Below are 16,321 nucleotides of genomic sequence, written 5' to 3' on the forward strand. Positions count from 1 at the left end.
ATCATCAACAATTTGCATCCGTTTTGGCTGACTATCCTCAAGCATCGATTCACCCCATCTGTTTCGATACATATGATGCGCAGGCGACTTTACACGGACGTCACTTCTCAGCAACGGGATCAGGCAGCATTGAAGATCCGGTAACAGGAACGGCGAGTGGTGTGATGGGTGTCTACTACCGAAAGTTCATGAAGCCATCCGTCTCAGGAACGATGATCACTGTCGAGCAAGGACATGAGATAGGACGATCAGGTCAGGTAAAAATTCATGTCTCCGGTGAAGGACTTAATCACAACGACTGGAAGGTTGAGATGGACGGGCAAGCCGTCTTTGTTGGAGTAAAGAAAGTGGGAGAGGAAGAGGCAGATGTTGAAACACTTCATTTGGGATTTTGACGGTACCTTGTTCGATACATATCCGGTGTTGATCGATGTTTTCGTGGACATGCTCGANNTCGATCGAGAACGTGTCGCTGAGCTGATAGCGATCTCGGCTAAGACGATGTATGAGGCGTTTGCGGTATCCGAAGCATTCATTACGAACTACAAACAACAAAAGGCGACGATCGAGCGCGAACGGTCCGGTCCGTTTCCGGGAATTCATGAATTGCTTGAGACATTATCGGCAAGTGGTGCGACGCATCATATCGTCACCCATCGTGGCACATCCATTCATGCGTTGCTTGCAAAACACGAATTGACGCATCATTTTCAAGACATCCTGACTGCAGCACATGGCTTCGTCCGTAAGCCGGATCCGGAAGCTGTCACGTACTTGATTAATCGGCATCAGATGGCTCTAGACGAGACGATCATGATCGGGGACCGGGAACTCGACGTCTTAGCGGGACATCGTGCGGGTATTGCCACATGTCTGATCAACGAACGACCAAATGAGACGGTTGCGACCTATACGGTACCGACGCCTGAACAATTACACGAACGATTGCTGACATAACGACAGCCCCGCTTCCAGTGATGGGAAAGGGGCTGTTTTTTAAGAAGACAAACGATCCGTTTCAGTTACTTCAGTGCGTGGTGCATGCCAGAAGTATGTCAGTAAAATACCGACCGCAAGCATCATCGTCGCGAAATAAAACGGATAGTTGAGGTTGACGTCAAACAATAATCCGCCGACGATCGGTCCGAGAATATTCCCGATACTCGTAAACATCGAGTTCATTCCACCGACAAAACCTTGTTCATCCCCGGCAATCTTCGAAAGATAGGTCGTGACGGCAGGTCTCATCAAATCAAAGCCAACGAAGACGACCATCGTCACGAGAATGATCGAGACATAGTTCGTCACGAACGTCATCAAGACGACGAGCAACGTCGAACCGATCAAACTGTAACGGATCAAGCGAATCTCGCCGAACCAACGTGTCAAACGATCGAACAGCCCGACTTGGACGATGACGCCGACAATCGCACCAAGGGAGATCGCAAGCGCGATATCTTTCGCCGTGAAACCGAACTTCCGGTCAACGAAAAGCGCGAACAAGGACTCGAACGAGGCGAGGCCGAACGACGAGATCAATAGGACTAGGAAAGCGATGAAATAGAGTGGACTAAATACTTTCCGAAAACCCGTCTGTTGTTTGATGGTCGTCGCCTCATAATGACGGTTAGGTTCCTTGAGCGTAAAGATAGATAACACCATTGCCGTCAGACCGAACGCAGCAGCAAAGAAGAACGGCGTCCGCGTGCCGAGGTCAGCAAGGAACCCACCGATCCCTGGTCCGATGATGAAACCGGTCGAGATGGCGGCAGACATATAGCCAAGCGCTTTCGGACGGGTTTCGTTCGTCGTGATGTCAGCGATGAAAGCGGTGACAGCTGGCATGATGAAGGCCGCACTGACACCACCGAGAATCCGCGACGCGAACAGGACTTCGACCTGTTGACCGAGACCGAACAAGAGCTCAGACATGCTAAAGATGAATAAACCGATAATGATCATTGGCTTTCGTCCGTACTTATCGACGGCACGGCCTGCAAGCGGGGACAGAATCAATTGCGCGAAGGCGAAGGCAGATACCATGTAACCGACCGTCGCCCCGGAAATGCTTAACTCATTCATGATCGTTGGTGTGACAGGAATGACGAGTCCGATTCCGAGAAAAGCGATGAATAAATTGAGCAGGAGTGTACTTAAAATCAATGTATTGTTTTGCATAGGTCACCTCAATTGTTTGGAATCGTTTTCGACATGCCACGCCAGACGATTGGCCATACGGCTTGCTGTCTAGCATGAAAGGCGTCGACGCCGTTATAGACAAGTTCTGTCAGCGTACCTTCAGCGACCGTCAAATAAGCAAGCGCTGCACTTTTATAATCCGTCGAATAGAGGATCTGTTCCGTTCGGTCACGTTCACGTAACAGACGCGTCAATAAATCATGCAGTGAATCGAAGAACGGGTTGAAGCGATCGGTCATCTCTTGTTCGAGTTTTTCTGGTGGAAAATAGGCTGCCCGAAGGATGAATCGCATCAGGACATCATCCTGTTGCTCTAAAATGAACCAATCGAAGAAGCCGTGCAAGGATTGCTCGAGCGGTTGCTGTCGTGTTTTTGTGAAATACGTAGCGAAACGACGCTTTTGTTCCTGCAAGGCATACGTCGTCGCTTGCAGGAAGAGGTCATCTTTGCCTTTATAATGCGCGTAGATAGACGGTTTTTTGATGCCGACTTCTGTTGCGATCTCTTGTAGCGATGCTCCTTCATAGCCATGCGCTGCAAAATGATGGATGCTCGTCTGTAACAATTGTTGCGCTTTCAGATAAATCACCTTCCTAACGGTCGTTAGGTAATACTGTAACAGGAAATTTCATGGGCAGTCAATGAGAGTGTCTTACCGCACAAAAAAACTGACTCCGCCATGGCGGAATCAGTTTTATAAGGAATCATTATTTATTCATAACACGACCGCGTGTTGCGACGCGTGAACCGACAATCCCAGCGAACGACGTGAAGATCAGTGTCAGAAGGAGACCGACGAACGCCCAGATCGAAACTTTCGATGCCGTTTGTGTCGCTTGTTCCGTTTGCTGACGAACATCTTGAACCGTTTTCTTCAAGTCAGCTGATGTCTCGTCAAGTGTTTGTTTCGCATTATTGATTTGTTGCGTTGTTTCTTTTGTTGCCGTGTTTAAACCATCGACAATGTTTTGCGTCGCTTTATCTGCCTCGGCGCCTGTAAGATCCGTGTTCTTCGCAACAGCGTCAGCGATTTTCTTTTCATCGACGGATTTCTCGATTTTCTCAGATCGTGCTGTCAATGAATCACCGAGATCCTGAACGATTTTGTCGAAGTCTTCTGGTTTCGTAATAGCCTCTTTACCGGCAGCCGTGACGTCATCTTTGACAGCATCCAGTTGACCTTGCAGGTAATTAGGTTGTAATTCTTTGATGTCTGTATCCTTAAGAATTTCTTCGACGTTTCCATCGAGTTCCTTCGTATCGATATCTGAGACGTTTTTCGTAACGGAGTCGAACCCTTTCGTCGTAGCGTCTTTAGCAGTCGACGCGACAGACCCGATGCCGCTACCGGCAGCTCCACCGACTGTTCCGAGTAATGAACCGACCGATTGTAACGTATTGACGGTCGTAAACGTCAAGAGAGCGAACAAGAGGATGACGCTCGTCGACCAAGTCAAAAATCCGTGAATGAGACCGGCTCGAGCTGACGTCACACCAGAAACGAATCCGGCAACGAATAACGAAATGAGCAATGACAGAATCGCCCAGATGATCAAGCCTGTTCCGACGCCATCGAACGGGTTATTCGACGTGACGTCCGTGACGCCGAGACCGATCGCCGATCCAATCAGACTGAAAAGAATCAATAAAGATAAGAATGATACCACACCGGCAAAAATTGAACTCCATGAAATGTTACGACCCGCACCGTCCGCTTCCGCTCGGAAGTGGGATGAAAAGCCTTTATTTGTTTTTTCCATAATCAGCACTACCTCTCCCAAAATTAATCTTTCAAGTTTGAGATGTTCATGAATAGCAAAGCTTCACCTCAAGTTTCTTACGCGCATAGCTCTTATATTTCCGGGAAGTAACAATGAGAAACCTAGTATTACAGTTACATGATTAATGATCGTGTGAACTTCAAAATATCCGGAATATTCCAACATGCAATTACCATGACATGTAGAAAGAGACTAACGTATCCCTTTAAAGGTCAACCAATGGTGACGATATAAGAGGTGAAGTGAAATTAAAAACAAGGAGATGAATATATGAATTGGTTTAAGAAATCACCTTCACCTTCCTTTGACGCGCTCATTGAAGTCGAACGCTCTCATGTCATATTGAATGTTCCAGCATCCTTACATGAACAATTACGTCTAATCGGTCTACACGCCATCGATTTACAAATTGCACGAGTCATCCGCGAGGATGTTTCCCGTTGGATGCCGAGCATGGTCGATGCGTTCTACGAGGAGTTAGTCCGGGTTCCGTCTCTCCGTCAGTTGATTGAAAAACATTCGACACTCGAACGATTGAAAGGCACCCTCGCTCGGCACATCTTACAAATGTTCGATGGTCAGGTGACAATGGACTACATCGAAGCCCGGCGCCGGATTGCTGAACGGCATGTTCGGATCGGTTTGCACAATAAATGGTACATCGCTGCCTTCCAGAAAGTCTGGAACGTTCTCAGCGAGAAGATTGACGACAGTGCTTGGCCGGAAGCAGAGCGCGTCCGAATCATGCGGGCAGCGGGAAAACTATTCAACCTCGAACAACAGATTGTCATGACGATGTATGAGGATCAAATCGATGAAGAACGCCAAGCGATCGCGACAGCAAAACAACACGTCGGGGATGGCGTTCAAAAATCGACCGAGGAACTCGCTGCGATGAGTGAGGAGTCGTCAGCAAACTTCCAAGAGATTGAACGGCACGCTAAACACGTCTCAACGACGACAAACGCGATTTCGATCCAGTTGACGGAAGCGGTCAGTGAAGCAGAAGCGGGTGTCGTCCTGGTTGAAGAAGAGACACGGCGCTTTGAGCATGTCGTTGAAGATTTATCACGGACGACCGAACAAGTCGCTGAACTGTCCCGTCTGTCGCAGGAAATCGAACGGATCGCTGGGATGGTGACGACGATTTCTGATCAGACGAATCTACTCAGTTTGAACGCCTCAATCGAAGCGGCACGTGCCGGGGAGATGGGACGCGGGTTCACCGTCGTTGCGCAAGAAATTCGGAAGCTTGCCGAAGAGAGTAAACAGTCGGCAACAGAGACGTCGCGGATCGCCCAAGAGATTACGCAAAAGATGCTCGTCGTCTCAGAGCGGATGGGAATGACGGAGACAGCGGTCGTCCGGACAACGACAGAGATGCAACAAGTCGTCCGTGCCTTTTCACGGATTTCGGAACAGACCGACAATGTCTCGCGGCAAATTCATGAACTATCGACTGATACGAAGGATGTCGCCGGCACGATCGAAGGCATGCGTAAGATTGCAGAAGCGATTGCTGAGACAGCGGATGATTTACAAGAAGTCGCCGCGACCCTCTGATTTAGTCCTCCTTTCCATGTGAAAGGAGGACTTTTTTGACGTTTTATGGAAAAATAAAGTTGGAGGTGTAAAAGGTTTATGGTGCAGAGTCTATTAGTGATTGTTTTATGCTTTTTCGCTTTGATCGGACGTTACCTGACGACAGGGGAACTCGCTCCACGTGAGGTGTACGGATTACTTGGTTTAACGGGCGTCGCTTTCTTGATCGGTGGAGTCGAATGGTGGCAAATCCGGCGTGATTTGCGTTATCGTGGACGAGAGGCAGGGGTGTCCGTTCACTTAGCGGACCGGGCGACCCAAAAGACGAATACGGTTTTTCTCGCGCATGAACAATGGCTGACGTTCTCACGACGTTATGCCACGTGGTGGCAGGCGATCCTTGTGCGCTTCAAGAAGTTTGAATCGTTTTTCCTCGATGTAACGTTCGACGGAGAAGGAACCCGTCTTCAAATTAAAGAAACGAGAACGGAATGGCTTCGCAATACGACACATTTCGTGATTCGTAAAGATGGACGTGACGTCGGTACAATCCGTACCGATCCGGCACTTCGTCAGCAATTGCGACTACAAGAAGTCTTACTCGTCTCGTATGCCGGTCAGGAGTATCAAATTCGTTCCTCGACAGTCACGAGAAAGATCGGCGTTTATCAAAACGGGGACTGCATTGCGACGGGTTCACGACACGGGGCGCAACTTGACTTTGATTGTGAGACGAATATACGTCTATTAGCTGTCGCAAGCATGATCGTCTTTCGACTTGTTNNTTGTTAAAATAAAATGAATCGGTTTCAAGGGAGTACGGCATTACATACTAAACGGCTCCGATTACGAAAAATCCGGCTGGCTGATACGGAAGCGATGTTTAGAATGGATTGTGGAACAATGGAAATGGTAGTGAGGCATTAGCTGCAGTCCTTGTCTTTGGTTTTCAAGAAATGCTCCTTTATAAGGTTTCAGTCGCCCATAATATCGATAAAGCTCCAGGAGGAATCATGCAGAAGGTCGGTATGATTCAAGAAGGAGTGTATGGGTGATGATTCGCAATACGACTGGAAAATATAAGGATTGTGCAATCGATGGGCTGCTTCGTGAAACTTATGATCTAAAAAGAACGAATAACGAATGAGGTGTGGTACGTTGCAAGAAATGACACTGTATCGGAATTTTAACGAACTGGCAGATGATGTATTGGAATTAGCGAAAGAGATTCTACCTGATCAATTGTTATATTTAACGACGATCGAAGAAAACCAACAGATGATTTTACGACTCTCAAATGATCATCAACGAATCGAGATTCGAGCAGGACAAGTGTTTGAGATGGAAAAGACACTTTGTCGTCACATCAATTTCGAACAGAACGAACCCATCTGGTATGAGTCCATCAGCGATGACGAGCGCTTAGAAGATATGCAGGACGCATTAAAAGCGTTACAGATCGAGTCCTATCTCGGGATTCCAATCAGTTTAACGAATGGTCAAACCTTTGGTACGTTGTGCGCTGTCCATGATGAAGCAAGTCAATTCGAAGAGAAGAGCATTCAACTTCTCCAACGGATCGCGAAACTGTTTTCGTATTACCTTGAGCTCGAACAGTTTGCTTGGAAGGACACGCTAACACAATTGTATAACCGACGTTATTTGACGAGACAGTGGGAAACGGAACAGCAACATTCCGGTGCGCTGTTTTATCTTGATCTCGACGGATTCAAGCAAGTGAACGACGTGTATGGGCATGAGACCGGCGACAAAGTCTTGATCGACGTCGCGAAACGACTACAGGATAGTACACGTTCTTATGAAGACGCGTTTTCTGTCCGGATCGGGGGAGACGAGTTCTTGATTCGTTTCACCCATCAGAAGACGAAAAAGGAGTACGAACGAATTGCGCAGCAGCTCCTTCAGAAACTTGGAACATGGCAGACGCCATACGCTGTCTCGACCAGCATTGGGATCGTGCTGTTTGATGATGAAACCATTAAGCTAAAAACGATCATTCAACAGGCAGACCGTGCGTTATATGCCGCAAAAAAAGACGGTAAGAATACGTTTCGTTTTGCGGATGCTGTCTCACATCGCGTCCAATAATCAACGAAAAAACGCGATGTTTCCTCACAAGGAGGAGCATCGCGTTTTCAATTAACCGGTCTTTCGAATCGATTCGAACAAGCGTCCCTTATAGACATCAGCGATCGTATTGAGGAACGTCTCGCTCAGTTTTTTCGGGAAGAACGGTTTTGCATAGACATACTGGTAGGCTTTCTTCAAATCATCCCATTGTGTACACGGTTCGGTTTGACGGAACCTTGCGACATCGATGATCCGTGTTCCATTTGCCGTTAACAAAATATTGCGTAGATGAATATCTGATGGATTAAGACCTACGGCGCGTGCCTCTGCTAGCGCTGCATCGACTGTCGTTAAGACGGATTCTGGAATATAGGTCCCGCTGACGAGGCATTCGAATAACGTTTGTCCCTCGATGTATTCGAGCACAAGGTAATCGGATCCATATTCGAACATCCTCGCATACGTCGAAAACGTCGTCAGTTGTTCATAAATGCCGCCTTCTAACTCAGCGAGAGGACGAAATGACGGATAGAACTTCTTGATGACGCGGTCGGTGCCACGAACCCGGAATACATAGGCGCTACGACCGGTGCCGATCCAGTCGAGCTCTTTTGGGAGATGTTCGATCGTACAAACCGGTCCCGTTTCTTTCAACTGAATCAAATCGGCTAACTCAGCGTCTGTCTTCACTGTTGCCACTTCCTTTCGCTCTGCTTGATCGTATGTTCATTATACGCTCATCTGACGGGAAAAGTTTCAAAAATCATTCGTGTGTGAAAGTTTTGAACATTTTGTGATATGCTAAAAATGCTATACTGTTACATACTTCAAGGGGGTCTCTAATCATGTCAACGACACAACAATGGCGCGACCATTTTGATGGTCTTCGCGCATACGAAGAAGCCGTCGCATTACTATACTGGGATATGCGGACATACATGCCGGATCAAGGTGCAGCGAACCGTTCCGCTTCAATCGGATTCCTCTCAACAGAGAGCTTCCGTCGCCGGACAGGAAAAACGTACCAACAATTACTGGCAGCGATGGAGCAAGAGACGCTGACGGGCATCGAAGCGATCTCGTTCGCGAAAGCAAAAGAAGCATTCGATCGCGACTCGAAGATTCCAGAAGCCGAGTATCAAACGTTCATCACGTTGATTTCGGAAGCCGAGAGTGTCTGGGAAAAGGCGAAGGACGCGAATGATTGGTCGATGTTTGAACCATATCTCGAGAAAATCGTCGCGATGGAACGCCAGTTTGTTGAGTATTGGGGTTATGACGCGCACCCGTATGACGCACTCCTGCATGACTATGAGCCAGGGATGACGGTCGCAACACTCGATCCATTGTTTGCGGAACTTCGTCAAGCAATCATTGGTTTGCTCAGTCAACTCGAAGGAAAAGACTTCCCGACGCTTGATTGGTCAGCGGACCGCGAGACACAGATTGCCTTGAATCAAGAATGGCTCCGTGATATCGGTTATGACTTCACGTCCGGTCGATTGGATGAGACGGTTCACCCGTTCCAAACGACGATCAACCGGAAAGATGCGCGGATCACGACGAAATATGATGAGAACGACTACCGGAACTCCGTCTTCGGCACGATGCATGAAGCCGGACACGCGACGTATGAGCAAGGTATCGAACCGGAACTCGATTCTCTCGGTCTCGGTGAAGGTGCTTCGATGGGGATCCACGAATCACAATCACTGTTCTTCGAGAATTTCATCGGACGTAATCAAGGCTTCTTATCAGCACGTTATCATGGTCTACAACAAGCAATCCCGTCGCTTGCTGATGTCCCGTTCGAACGCTTCTACGCAGCGGTCAACGAAGTCAAGCCGTCACTCATTCGGATCGAAGCCGATGAATTGACATATGCCCTTCATATCATCATTCGGTATGAGCTTGAAAAGCGCCTGATGACGAAAGAACTCGAAGTGAAGGATCTCCCGCAAGAATGGAACCGTCTCTATAAAGAGTATCTCGGCGTTGATGTCCCGAGTGACGATAAAGGGGTCTTACAAGACGTCCACTGGTCAGGAGGCTCGTTTGGTTACTTCCCAAGTTACGCGCTTGGTCTCGTCTATGCAGCACAATTGAACGAAGCGCTTCGTCGTGACGTCGAAAACGTCGATGGTCTGATTGCAGCTGGTACACTCGCACCGATCAAAAGCTGGCTGAAAGAAAACATTCACCGTCACGGGAAATCGAAGACACCGGCTGAACTGATCGAAGCAGCAACGGGTCAATCGATCTCGGTCGCACCCCTCGTCAACTACTTGACGAAGAAATACACGCGTGTCGTCGAGGCACTCTGATGTTATGGTTTGCACACCGCGGTGTCAGTGACCGTTTTCCTGAGAACACGCTTGAAGCAATCGCCGCTGCGATCGAAGACGAAGTCGATGGTGTCGAGTTCGATGTCCATTTCTCAAAGGATGGTGTTGGTGTCATCATTCATGACGAGACTGTCAACCGGACGACGAACGGGACAGGGCGTGTGATCGACATGACGGTCGCTGAACTGCAAGCACTCGATGCCGGAGCACGTTTCAAAGGGGAAGCGCTCAAGACGAAGATTCCGACGCTTGACGAAGTACTAGCAATCCTCGCACCAGCGACACTGCGGCTCAACATCGAGCTGAAGACGGATACGATTCGCTATGATGGCATTGAAGCGTATGTCCTCGAGCGTTGCGCGGCGCACGGCATTGCGACGGATCGGTTGTTGTTCAGTTCGTTCAACCATTATTCGGTTGCTCTGATTCGCAAGCTTGACCCGAGCGTCGAGACGGCGATTCTGTATCCGTATCCGATCTATCATCCGGAAGAACAAGCCCTCCGGATCGGTGCGACAGGGATTCATCCCGATTACCGACGCGTGACGGAGGCGGATGTCGCGTTCGCTCACGCAAAAGACGTCACGGTTCGGGTCTATACCCCGAAGACGATCGACGATGTCCGTCAGATGCAAACGATCGGTGTTGACGCCGTCATCGTCAATGATCCAAAAGGAATGCGCGACACACTCGAAGGATGAGGAGGAGGAAGGGATGCGCAAGGAATACGTATTCGTCATCAGTTTGTCGCTCGTCGCTTTATTCGTCGGTCTCCAGCTCGGATTTGCCCGCTTGCCGGAACCAAAACCGAAACAAGTGACGACGACACCGATGCGCCCTGCGGATTATGAGGCAGGACTTGCATCAGCGAAACGTGAATTGAAGCAGATTCAGCGCTTCACCTTGAAAAGCACCCTTCCTGCTAATGGAACGACGGTGACTTGGATCTATGAGACCCCATCCGATGAACGGATTGCGGTCGATTGGTACTATGTTGAGAGTTACCCGGAAGCTCAAGTCCAGATGACACGTAATGAGACGTCCCGGATCATCTCATATGACCGCTACTTGATCGTCATCCGACCAATATACGGGACGGTCGTTGATAGTGAACTAGAACAGTTCGCGCTCCGCTTTACAGGTTATTTCACGACACAACAATAGGGGGAAAACGATGTCAGGTAAAATCATTCTCTTGATTGGTGGATCGGGCAGCGGAAAGTCTTCCCTAATCAAACGTCTGCGGACGGAATACGCACACGTCCGGTTCATCCCGTCCGTGACAACACGACCGAAACGTCCGACGGAAATTGATGGAGCAAGCTATCACTTCGTCGACGTCAAGACGTTCCAGCAACTGATCCAAGAGGACGGGTTCATCGAATACGCCCATGTTCACCGCGCGTGGTACGGAACACCACGGCAAGCGTATGTCGATGTCCTCGAGCAAGATCAAATCGTCATCAAGGACATCGATCCAAAAGGAGCAGCAAACTTTAAACGTCTGTTTGGTGACCAAGTCATCACGATCTTCGTCTCGGTTCCACCCGATTTGATGAAGGAGCGATTGTTGATGCGCGGTGATACACCGGAGTTCGAAGCGCGACTCGTCGATTACGAGGAAGCGTGGAAAGACCGCGATCACTACGATTATATGATCGAAAACATCGATTTCGAAACGGCGTATGCCGATCTGCTTGAGATCATTGCCAGCTATATCCCACAGGCATGACGAAGAGGACGCAAGTAAGCGTCCTCTTTTTGTCTTCAGAAAGGAGTCTTCATGCTACCAGATCATCCATTACTGACTGATATCGATAGCGTTAGACGGCTTACCGGACGCTCGCATCAAGCCGTCTGGTCCGTCAAGACGGCAACAGCACACTACATCGTCAAGGTCGTGACGGACCCATTAAGTCGTCAGTTTGAACGTGAGGCGGCTTTAATGATCCCAGAACAAAAGGGAATTTCTCACGCCTTACCGCTAGCGACCGGACGGACTGCGACGACCGCGTACGGCATTTATCCATACTTATCCGGACGAACCGTCCGAAGCGTGCTTCTCGAGTCACCGGAATTAGCTCCTCGACTCGGTCAGGAGGCAGGGCGAGCGTTGAGAAGCATTCATGACGTGATAGCACCGAGCGGGACGGCGGCATGGAAGGAACGTTGTCAGGCGAAACATGACCGCTATCGCGCAGCGGTTGATGGGTTGCTTGAGCCAGAATGGATCGAACGACTCGATCGGTTCATTCTTTTGAAGCTCTCCCTTTTAGCTGAGCGTCCGAATCAACTGCAACATGACGATGTCCATCTTGATAATCTCCTTGTTGAGAATGGACATCTCTGTGCCTTCCTCGATTACGGGAACCATGATTACGGCGATCCGTGGCATGACTTCGTCAAATGTGGGTTGTTTCAAGTCGAGACGAGTCCCGTCTTTGCCCGTCACATGATCGATGGATACTTTGAGAACGAAGTACCTTCTAACTTTTGGCAAATCTACAGCCTCTATATGGCGATGGTCGTCTTCTCGGCTCTCGTCTGGGCAAAACGGTTCGATGTAAACGGATTGGAGGCAATGCAACGACGCGTTCAGCGGATCATCCGAGACCACGATGGGTTTCAGTGTGAAATACCGCTTTGGTATGAGAGGCAAAGCCATGACTAAAAAATGGATTCGTCTCTCACTTGAAGAGAAACGAATCCATTATTTTTTGAGTGGACCTTTAAATGAAAAGGGAGATTACCATTCGAATCCTTCTTCACTATACTTGCCGTTCGAATTGAAGAACCGTTCTTCTGTTTTACCGTTTACCGTATTCGTATAAATCACGTAGACGTCGAGATGATCGTTTTGATCCGCCATCTTCTTAGCGGCTTTCTTAGCATCCGCTTCAGTCGTATATGTTTCTGACTTACTTGCCTTGCCGTGTTTTTCTTGCCCTTGTTCTTCATAACCTTCTACTGTCCATACTTTTTTTGATGACATCATTAACTTCCTTTCCTGCCAAAAGCGAGTCCGCTTGGCTGTTACATTATGCTGTGCGAACCAATCCATCGTCAACTGTTGCTTTATTCCGTGTCGATCTCGTCCAAATGATCGGCATAATAACGAAGTGCCCGGTTAAATGTCTGAATCGAGGCGTCCGACGACGTTGCAGCAAGACTCTTGAGTAACCGACCGACAGCCTGATTGACTTGACCAAGGTTGTACTCCGTCATCGCGAGGAATGCTTGTAAGGCGTGGGCGTCTGGAAATTCAAGCAACGCGCTTCGGAAAACGCTTGATGCTTCTTTGAACTGACCGATGACGCGGTATGTACTGCCGAGCCCGATATAAGCTTGCAAGCGGTCCTCACCAGCAAGACCGAGCGCAAGTGCTTGTTCATAGTAGGGGACAGCAGCCTGTTCCTCACCAAGACTATCATGACACCAGGCCATCTGATAGAGGACCGTCGGATCGTTAGGGGCTGTTTCGACATACTGACGGACGAGTTCCTTTGCTGCTTCATACTGCCCTGTCTTTCGTAAGTGTTGGACTGATTCGAAATCAAACATCGTGTTTCCTCCTAATCGATTACTAAAAAACGGATCCGATCGCTTTTGACCGGATCCGTTCCATCGAACAGCTTAGACTGTTTTTTCAAGCTTCGTTAAGAGCGAACGGAACAACTCCAGTTCCTGATCCGAGAAGTCCTCAAAGACGTCTGCAAGGTAATCCATCTTCATCGACTCGAGTTTTTCGTAAAGCTCGATGCCTTTCGGTGTTGCTCGCAGTTCGACGACGCGACGATCGAGCTCGCTCCGCTCACGTGAGATCAACTCTTTTTTCGTCAATTCGTCTGCCAGAGCTGTAATCATGCTTGCTGAAAACTGGAACTCTTGTGAGAGCGCTGAAGCAATTTGAGGACTGTTCGCACAAAGTGATTTTAAGATGAAGAACTCGTTACGTGTCAAGTAAGTCGTAAACATGCTACGCACGTCCTTTTTGATCGCGCGGTAGTTCATCCGTAATCCTTTTTCCGTATCAACGATCAACTGATCGCGTAGTGCTACTTCTAGTGTAGTTGCCATGTATCCTTCACTCTTTCTATACCGTAGTTTCTTTCACTCGTGATTTAGTATAGTGAAAAATTTTAGTTTAATCAATATTTTTCTCTTGAATCATCTGACTCGACGACACGGGCGACTTGAGCGACGATTTCTTCGACGTTACGTAACTCCGGATAGAAACGGCGGAAGAAGTAGTCAATGCGGTGCGTATCTTCGCCAGCGATCGTCAATGCCATACAGATATAGGCGATCCCGATTCCTTGACGAGGCAAGAATGGGTTCGGCATGACCTTTGCACAACGTAAGGCGAGCGGACTATGTGTCGAGACCGCTTCAATCAGTTCACCGTACGTCCGGATATCGACGTAATGGAACATCCGAATCAGTTCGTTGATCAGTTGTTGATCGGAATCGAGCATCATTTGCGATGTAACGAGTCGTTTATCGAGCTCGTTGATGACGGGGGAGTGATCGATGAAGTAGTTCAAGTTATCTGCCGTGATCCGGACTTGATGGGGGTCAGACAAGATTTGTTGAACGGTCTCGTCTTCGAATTGTTTCAACTGTTTCTTGATGTTGACGAACTCCTGATCGGCGATCTCTAGAAGTCCTGCCACTCGACTGAAGCTGCGCCGGACTTCTGCTGGGACACTGTTCGGATTTTTATATCCGAGATCATGTTCGATCTCCGCCCAAGCGTGTTGCAGGATCGAGCGGATTTGGATCTCAGCCGTGTAATCCTTGAAACGACCATACTCGCTCAGGGCAAGCCGCTGATCGCTCAGTGAAGCGACGAAGTGGACCGAGAGATAACCGAATTCTGTCGTATCGAGCAACGTTGACTTATCGACCGATTGATCGCGATCGATTGCGAACTCATTCTCGATGATGCGTGCCGCTTCCCGGACATCGTCATGGAAATAAGTGACGATCCGGATCCCGGTCAAGTCATGGACGTCCTTAAGTGAACGGTATTTGTTCGGTTGCCGTAAGACTTTTTGATACAGACTCTCGGAGTCCTTCGTCCGGGCGACGATTGAGTGGTATTTGATGCCTGCCGCGTCGAGCAACTCGGACAAGAGCATCTTCAACTTGTCGGCGTAGGCATCGTATTCTTCCTTATCGTTGACATATTCGAGCATCATCGTATTTAAATCTTGTGATTGCACCGTTTCGCACCTTCCTCATCCTGTAGTCATCTAGCCATATTGTAGCACTCTGCTTCGTTAAACGCACAGCAAGATCCTGTTTGAAGCAGTACGATTCGTGGGAAAAAGACAAGTAGTACGTGTCCGGGAGGAGATTAATCATGGAAATAGTGGATGCCCGTGCTTTACCCGCCGATCATATGGATGTCTTGCATGTCACACCATCGTCGATCTATTTTCGACGTCGTCTTGATGACGCCCGTTACCACATCAGCCGATATGATCTTGAAGATCAGGAACAGGTCGATCTAACGCCAGAAGCCTTGACGGATCACGGACCGACCCGTCCGTTTGTTCGTCATGGAAAGGTCTATTGTCTGAATGAGCATACGCAAGAGCAGGGCGGGGAGACGGAAGTGCTCGTTATCGATCTCTTGTCCGGGAAACGGGAGCAGATTGCGTCGTTTTACGTGGAAGGGGATTTGACGCTCTACTGGGTGCTCAATGAGAACTATCTCGTATTCTTACAAACGACCGATACGACGTCCGCGTTTCTATATGACGTCAAGGACGAATCACGGCAGACGATTCGCGATCCACGGCTCTACGGGATGACGGAGAATTACCGGGAACTCTATTTCTTTCTCGTCACGCTCGAAGACAAGGAGTACATCGTCTGTAACGCTCGGCTCGATGAGTTCTCGTTCTATGATGCCCTTGAAAGTGGTGTCATCTCACCAGAAGATCCGATTGATCACTCCGAAAGTCTGTTGATCGCACCACTGTCGACCTTGATTGAGGAGATTGAACAAGGTGTCGAACATTTATCATTTGCGACACTACTGAAATTAGATGGGGAAGGGGATACCGTCCAGTATCTCGGGGAACAAGAAGGGCATCTCATCTTCAGTGCCTATACCGATCGTCTGAACGAAGAAATCTTTTACCGGATTGATACGGAAGCGAGTGTCGAAGAGGTCGCCCGGATCCAGTGGAGTGACTATGAACCGCTTGACTTCACGTACGATGACGTTGAGTCGACGATCTTCATCGTTAATGACCGGTCCGAGCACCATCATGAAGTAATCAACTTACGCAACGGTGCCCGATTCCTTGATAAAGAACCGTTCGAACGTGTCTTACGGGGACGCTTTTATG

General features: G+C 48.7%; 18 protein-coding genes. 10 read left to right on the forward strand and 8 right to left on the reverse strand.

The window, feature by feature from the left end:
- Both B2751_RS12590 and B2751_RS12595 read left to right on the forward strand, forming a co-directional pair.
- The coding region (locus tag B2751_RS12590) for a PhzF family phenazine biosynthesis isomerase (RefSeq protein ID WP_290775062.1) at window positions 1–395 on the forward strand (395 nt) is incomplete at its 5' end.
- Window positions 367–957 (forward strand): HAD-IA family hydrolase, encoded by a 591-nt coding sequence (locus tag B2751_RS12595; RefSeq protein ID WP_290775064.1) that lies wholly within the window; start codon window positions 367–369, stop codon window positions 955–957. The genes B2751_RS12590 and B2751_RS12595, both read left to right, overlap by 29 nt.
- Before the next feature lie 39 nt (window positions 958–996).
- Here the strand turns inward: B2751_RS12595 and B2751_RS12600 are convergent, their stop codons facing one another.
- The 3 genes from B2751_RS12600 to B2751_RS12610 all read right to left on the reverse strand — a co-directional run bounded on the left by B2751_RS12600 (window position 997) and on the right by B2751_RS12610 (window position 3,960).
- On the reverse strand, window positions 997–2,178 hold the full coding sequence (locus B2751_RS12600) for an MFS transporter (RefSeq protein WP_290750289.1): 1,182 nt from the start codon (window positions 2,176–2,178) through the stop codon (window positions 997–999).
- An 8-nt stretch (window positions 2,179–2,186) separates the two neighbouring features.
- Window positions 2,187–2,789 carry a TetR/AcrR family transcriptional regulator gene (locus B2751_RS12605; RefSeq protein WP_290750293.1) on the reverse strand — a complete coding sequence of 201 codons (603 nt, stop codon included), beginning with the start codon at window positions 2,787–2,789 and terminating at the stop codon, window positions 2,187–2,189.
- Window positions 2,790–2,907: 118 nt separating this feature from the next.
- Window positions 2,908–3,960 (reverse strand): hypothetical protein, encoded by a 1,053-nt coding sequence (locus B2751_RS12610; protein ID WP_290775066.1) that lies wholly within the window; start codon window positions 3,958–3,960, stop codon window positions 2,908–2,910.
- 291 nt (window positions 3,961–4,251) lie between these two features.
- Here B2751_RS12610 and B2751_RS12615 point away from each other — a divergent pair, with 291 nt between their 5' ends.
- Together B2751_RS12615 and B2751_RS12620 are read left to right on the forward strand one after the other, a co-directional pair.
- Window positions 4,252–5,544 carry a globin-coupled sensor protein gene (locus B2751_RS12615; protein ID WP_290775068.1) on the forward strand — a complete coding sequence of 431 codons (1,293 nt, stop codon included), beginning with the start codon at window positions 4,252–4,254 and terminating at the stop codon, window positions 5,542–5,544.
- A gap of 1,146 nt (window positions 5,545–6,690) precedes the next feature.
- Window positions 6,691–7,632 (forward strand): sensor domain-containing diguanylate cyclase, encoded by a 942-nt coding sequence (locus B2751_RS12620; protein WP_290775083.1) that lies wholly within the window; start codon window positions 6,691–6,693, stop codon window positions 7,630–7,632.
- Between the two features lie 51 nt (window positions 7,633–7,683).
- Here the strand turns inward: B2751_RS12620 and B2751_RS12625 are convergent, their stop codons facing one another.
- Window positions 7,684–8,304 carry a serine/threonine protein kinase gene (locus B2751_RS12625; RefSeq protein WP_290775070.1) on the reverse strand — a complete coding sequence of 207 codons (621 nt, stop codon included), beginning with the start codon at window positions 8,302–8,304 and terminating at the stop codon, window positions 7,684–7,686.
- Window positions 8,305–8,459: 155 nt separating this feature from the next.
- Here B2751_RS12625 and B2751_RS12630 point away from each other — a divergent pair, with 155 nt between their 5' ends.
- Genes B2751_RS12630 through B2751_RS12650 form a run of 5 tightly spaced genes read left to right on the forward strand, consistent with a single transcriptional unit; the run spans window position 8,460 to window position 12,630 of the window.
- On the forward strand, window positions 8,460–9,938 hold the full coding sequence (locus B2751_RS12630) for a carboxypeptidase M32 (protein ID WP_290750307.1): 1,479 nt from the start codon (window positions 8,460–8,462) through the stop codon (window positions 9,936–9,938).
- The gene (locus B2751_RS12635; protein ID WP_290775072.1) at window positions 9,938–10,660 is read left to right on the forward strand and encodes a glycerophosphodiester phosphodiesterase; all 723 of its coding nucleotides are present in this window, start codon (window positions 9,938–9,940) and stop codon (window positions 10,658–10,660) included. Before B2751_RS12630 ends, B2751_RS12635 begins: the two co-directional genes overlap by 1 nt.
- A 13-nt stretch (window positions 10,661–10,673) precedes the next feature.
- Window positions 10,674–11,123 carry a hypothetical protein gene (locus B2751_RS12640; protein WP_290775074.1) on the forward strand — a complete coding sequence of 150 codons (450 nt, stop codon included), beginning with the start codon at window positions 10,674–10,676 and terminating at the stop codon, window positions 11,121–11,123.
- 10 nt (window positions 11,124–11,133) lie between these two features.
- The gene (locus tag B2751_RS12645) at window positions 11,134–11,691 is read left to right on the forward strand and encodes a guanylate kinase (RefSeq protein WP_214853717.1); all 558 of its coding nucleotides are present in this window, start codon (window positions 11,134–11,136) and stop codon (window positions 11,689–11,691) included.
- A gap of 51 nt (window positions 11,692–11,742) precedes the next feature.
- Window positions 11,743–12,630 carry an aminoglycoside phosphotransferase family protein gene (locus B2751_RS12650; RefSeq protein WP_290775076.1) on the forward strand — a complete coding sequence of 296 codons (888 nt, stop codon included), beginning with the start codon at window positions 11,743–11,745 and terminating at the stop codon, window positions 12,628–12,630.
- Window positions 12,631–12,705: 75 nt separating this feature from the next.
- Here B2751_RS12650 and B2751_RS12655 read toward each other — a convergent pair whose 3' ends face one another.
- From B2751_RS12655 to B2751_RS12670, 4 genes are all read right to left on the reverse strand, one after another.
- On the reverse strand, window positions 12,706–12,954 hold the full coding sequence (locus tag B2751_RS12655) for a hypothetical protein (protein ID WP_231496855.1): 249 nt from the start codon (window positions 12,952–12,954) through the stop codon (window positions 12,706–12,708).
- A gap of 80 nt (window positions 12,955–13,034) precedes the next feature.
- The gene (locus B2751_RS12660; protein WP_056061357.1) at window positions 13,035–13,520 is read right to left on the reverse strand and encodes a tetratricopeptide repeat protein; all 486 of its coding nucleotides are present in this window, start codon (window positions 13,518–13,520) and stop codon (window positions 13,035–13,037) included.
- Between the two features lie 72 nt (window positions 13,521–13,592).
- Entirely contained in the window at window positions 13,593–14,036 is a 444-nt protein-coding gene (locus B2751_RS12665) for a MarR family winged helix-turn-helix transcriptional regulator (protein ID WP_035408025.1), read from the reverse strand.
- Between the two features lie 71 nt (window positions 14,037–14,107).
- Window positions 14,108–15,184, reverse strand: coding sequence for a GTP pyrophosphokinase (locus B2751_RS12670; protein WP_290775079.1), 1,077 nt, complete (start codon window positions 15,182–15,184; stop codon window positions 14,108–14,110).
- Between the two features lie 140 nt (window positions 15,185–15,324).
- Between B2751_RS12670 and B2751_RS12675 the strand changes: the two genes are divergently transcribed.
- Window positions 15,325–16,321 (forward strand): Six-bladed beta-propeller, TolB-like protein (locus B2751_RS12675; protein ID WP_290775081.1); only part of this gene is annotated, 997 nt, incomplete at its 3' end.

The sequence above is a fragment of the Exiguobacterium sp. UBA6282 genome, from assembly GCF_002440475.1.
In the GTDB taxonomy this organism is placed as follows: domain Bacteria; phylum Bacillota; class Bacilli; order Exiguobacteriales; family Exiguobacteriaceae; genus Exiguobacterium_A.

What these genes read in the sequence shown, in the direction of transcription:
- B2751_RS12600 (WP_290750289.1), bottom strand. Translation starts at nt 2,178, where the DNA reads ATGCAAAACAATACATTGATTTTAAGTACACTCCTGCTCAATTTATTC.
- B2751_RS12610 (WP_290775066.1), bottom strand. Translation starts at nt 3,960, where the DNA reads ATGGAAAAAACAAATAAAGGCTTTTCATCCCACTTCCGAGCGGAAGCG.
- B2751_RS12615 (WP_290775068.1), top strand. Translation starts at nt 4,252, where the DNA reads ATGAATTGGTTTAAGAAATCACCTTCACCTTCCTTTGACGCGCTCATT.
- B2751_RS12620 (WP_290775083.1), top strand. Translation starts at nt 6,691, where the DNA reads ATGACACTGTATCGGAATTTTAACGAACTGGCAGATGATGTATTGGAA.
- B2751_RS12630 (WP_290750307.1), top strand. Translation starts at nt 8,460, where the DNA reads ATGTCAACGACACAACAATGGCGCGACCATTTTGATGGTCTTCGCGCA.
- B2751_RS12635 (WP_290775072.1), top strand. Translation starts at nt 9,938, where the DNA reads ATGTTATGGTTTGCACACCGCGGTGTCAGTGACCGTTTTCCTGAGAAC.
- B2751_RS12640 (WP_290775074.1), top strand. Translation starts at nt 10,674, where the DNA reads ATGCGCAAGGAATACGTATTCGTCATCAGTTTGTCGCTCGTCGCTTTA.
- B2751_RS12645 (WP_214853717.1), top strand. Translation starts at nt 11,134, where the DNA reads ATGTCAGGTAAAATCATTCTCTTGATTGGTGGATCGGGCAGCGGAAAG.
- B2751_RS12650 (WP_290775076.1), top strand. Translation starts at nt 11,743, where the DNA reads ATGCTACCAGATCATCCATTACTGACTGATATCGATAGCGTTAGACGG.
- B2751_RS12655 (WP_231496855.1), bottom strand. Translation starts at nt 12,954, where the DNA reads ATGATGTCATCAAAAAAAGTATGGACAGTAGAAGGTTATGAAGAACAA.
- B2751_RS12660 (WP_056061357.1), bottom strand. Translation starts at nt 13,520, where the DNA reads ATGTTTGATTTCGAATCAGTCCAACACTTACGAAAGACAGGGCAGTAT.
- B2751_RS12665 (WP_035408025.1), bottom strand. Translation starts at nt 14,036, where the DNA reads ATGGCAACTACACTAGAAGTAGCACTACGCGATCAGTTGATCGTTGAT.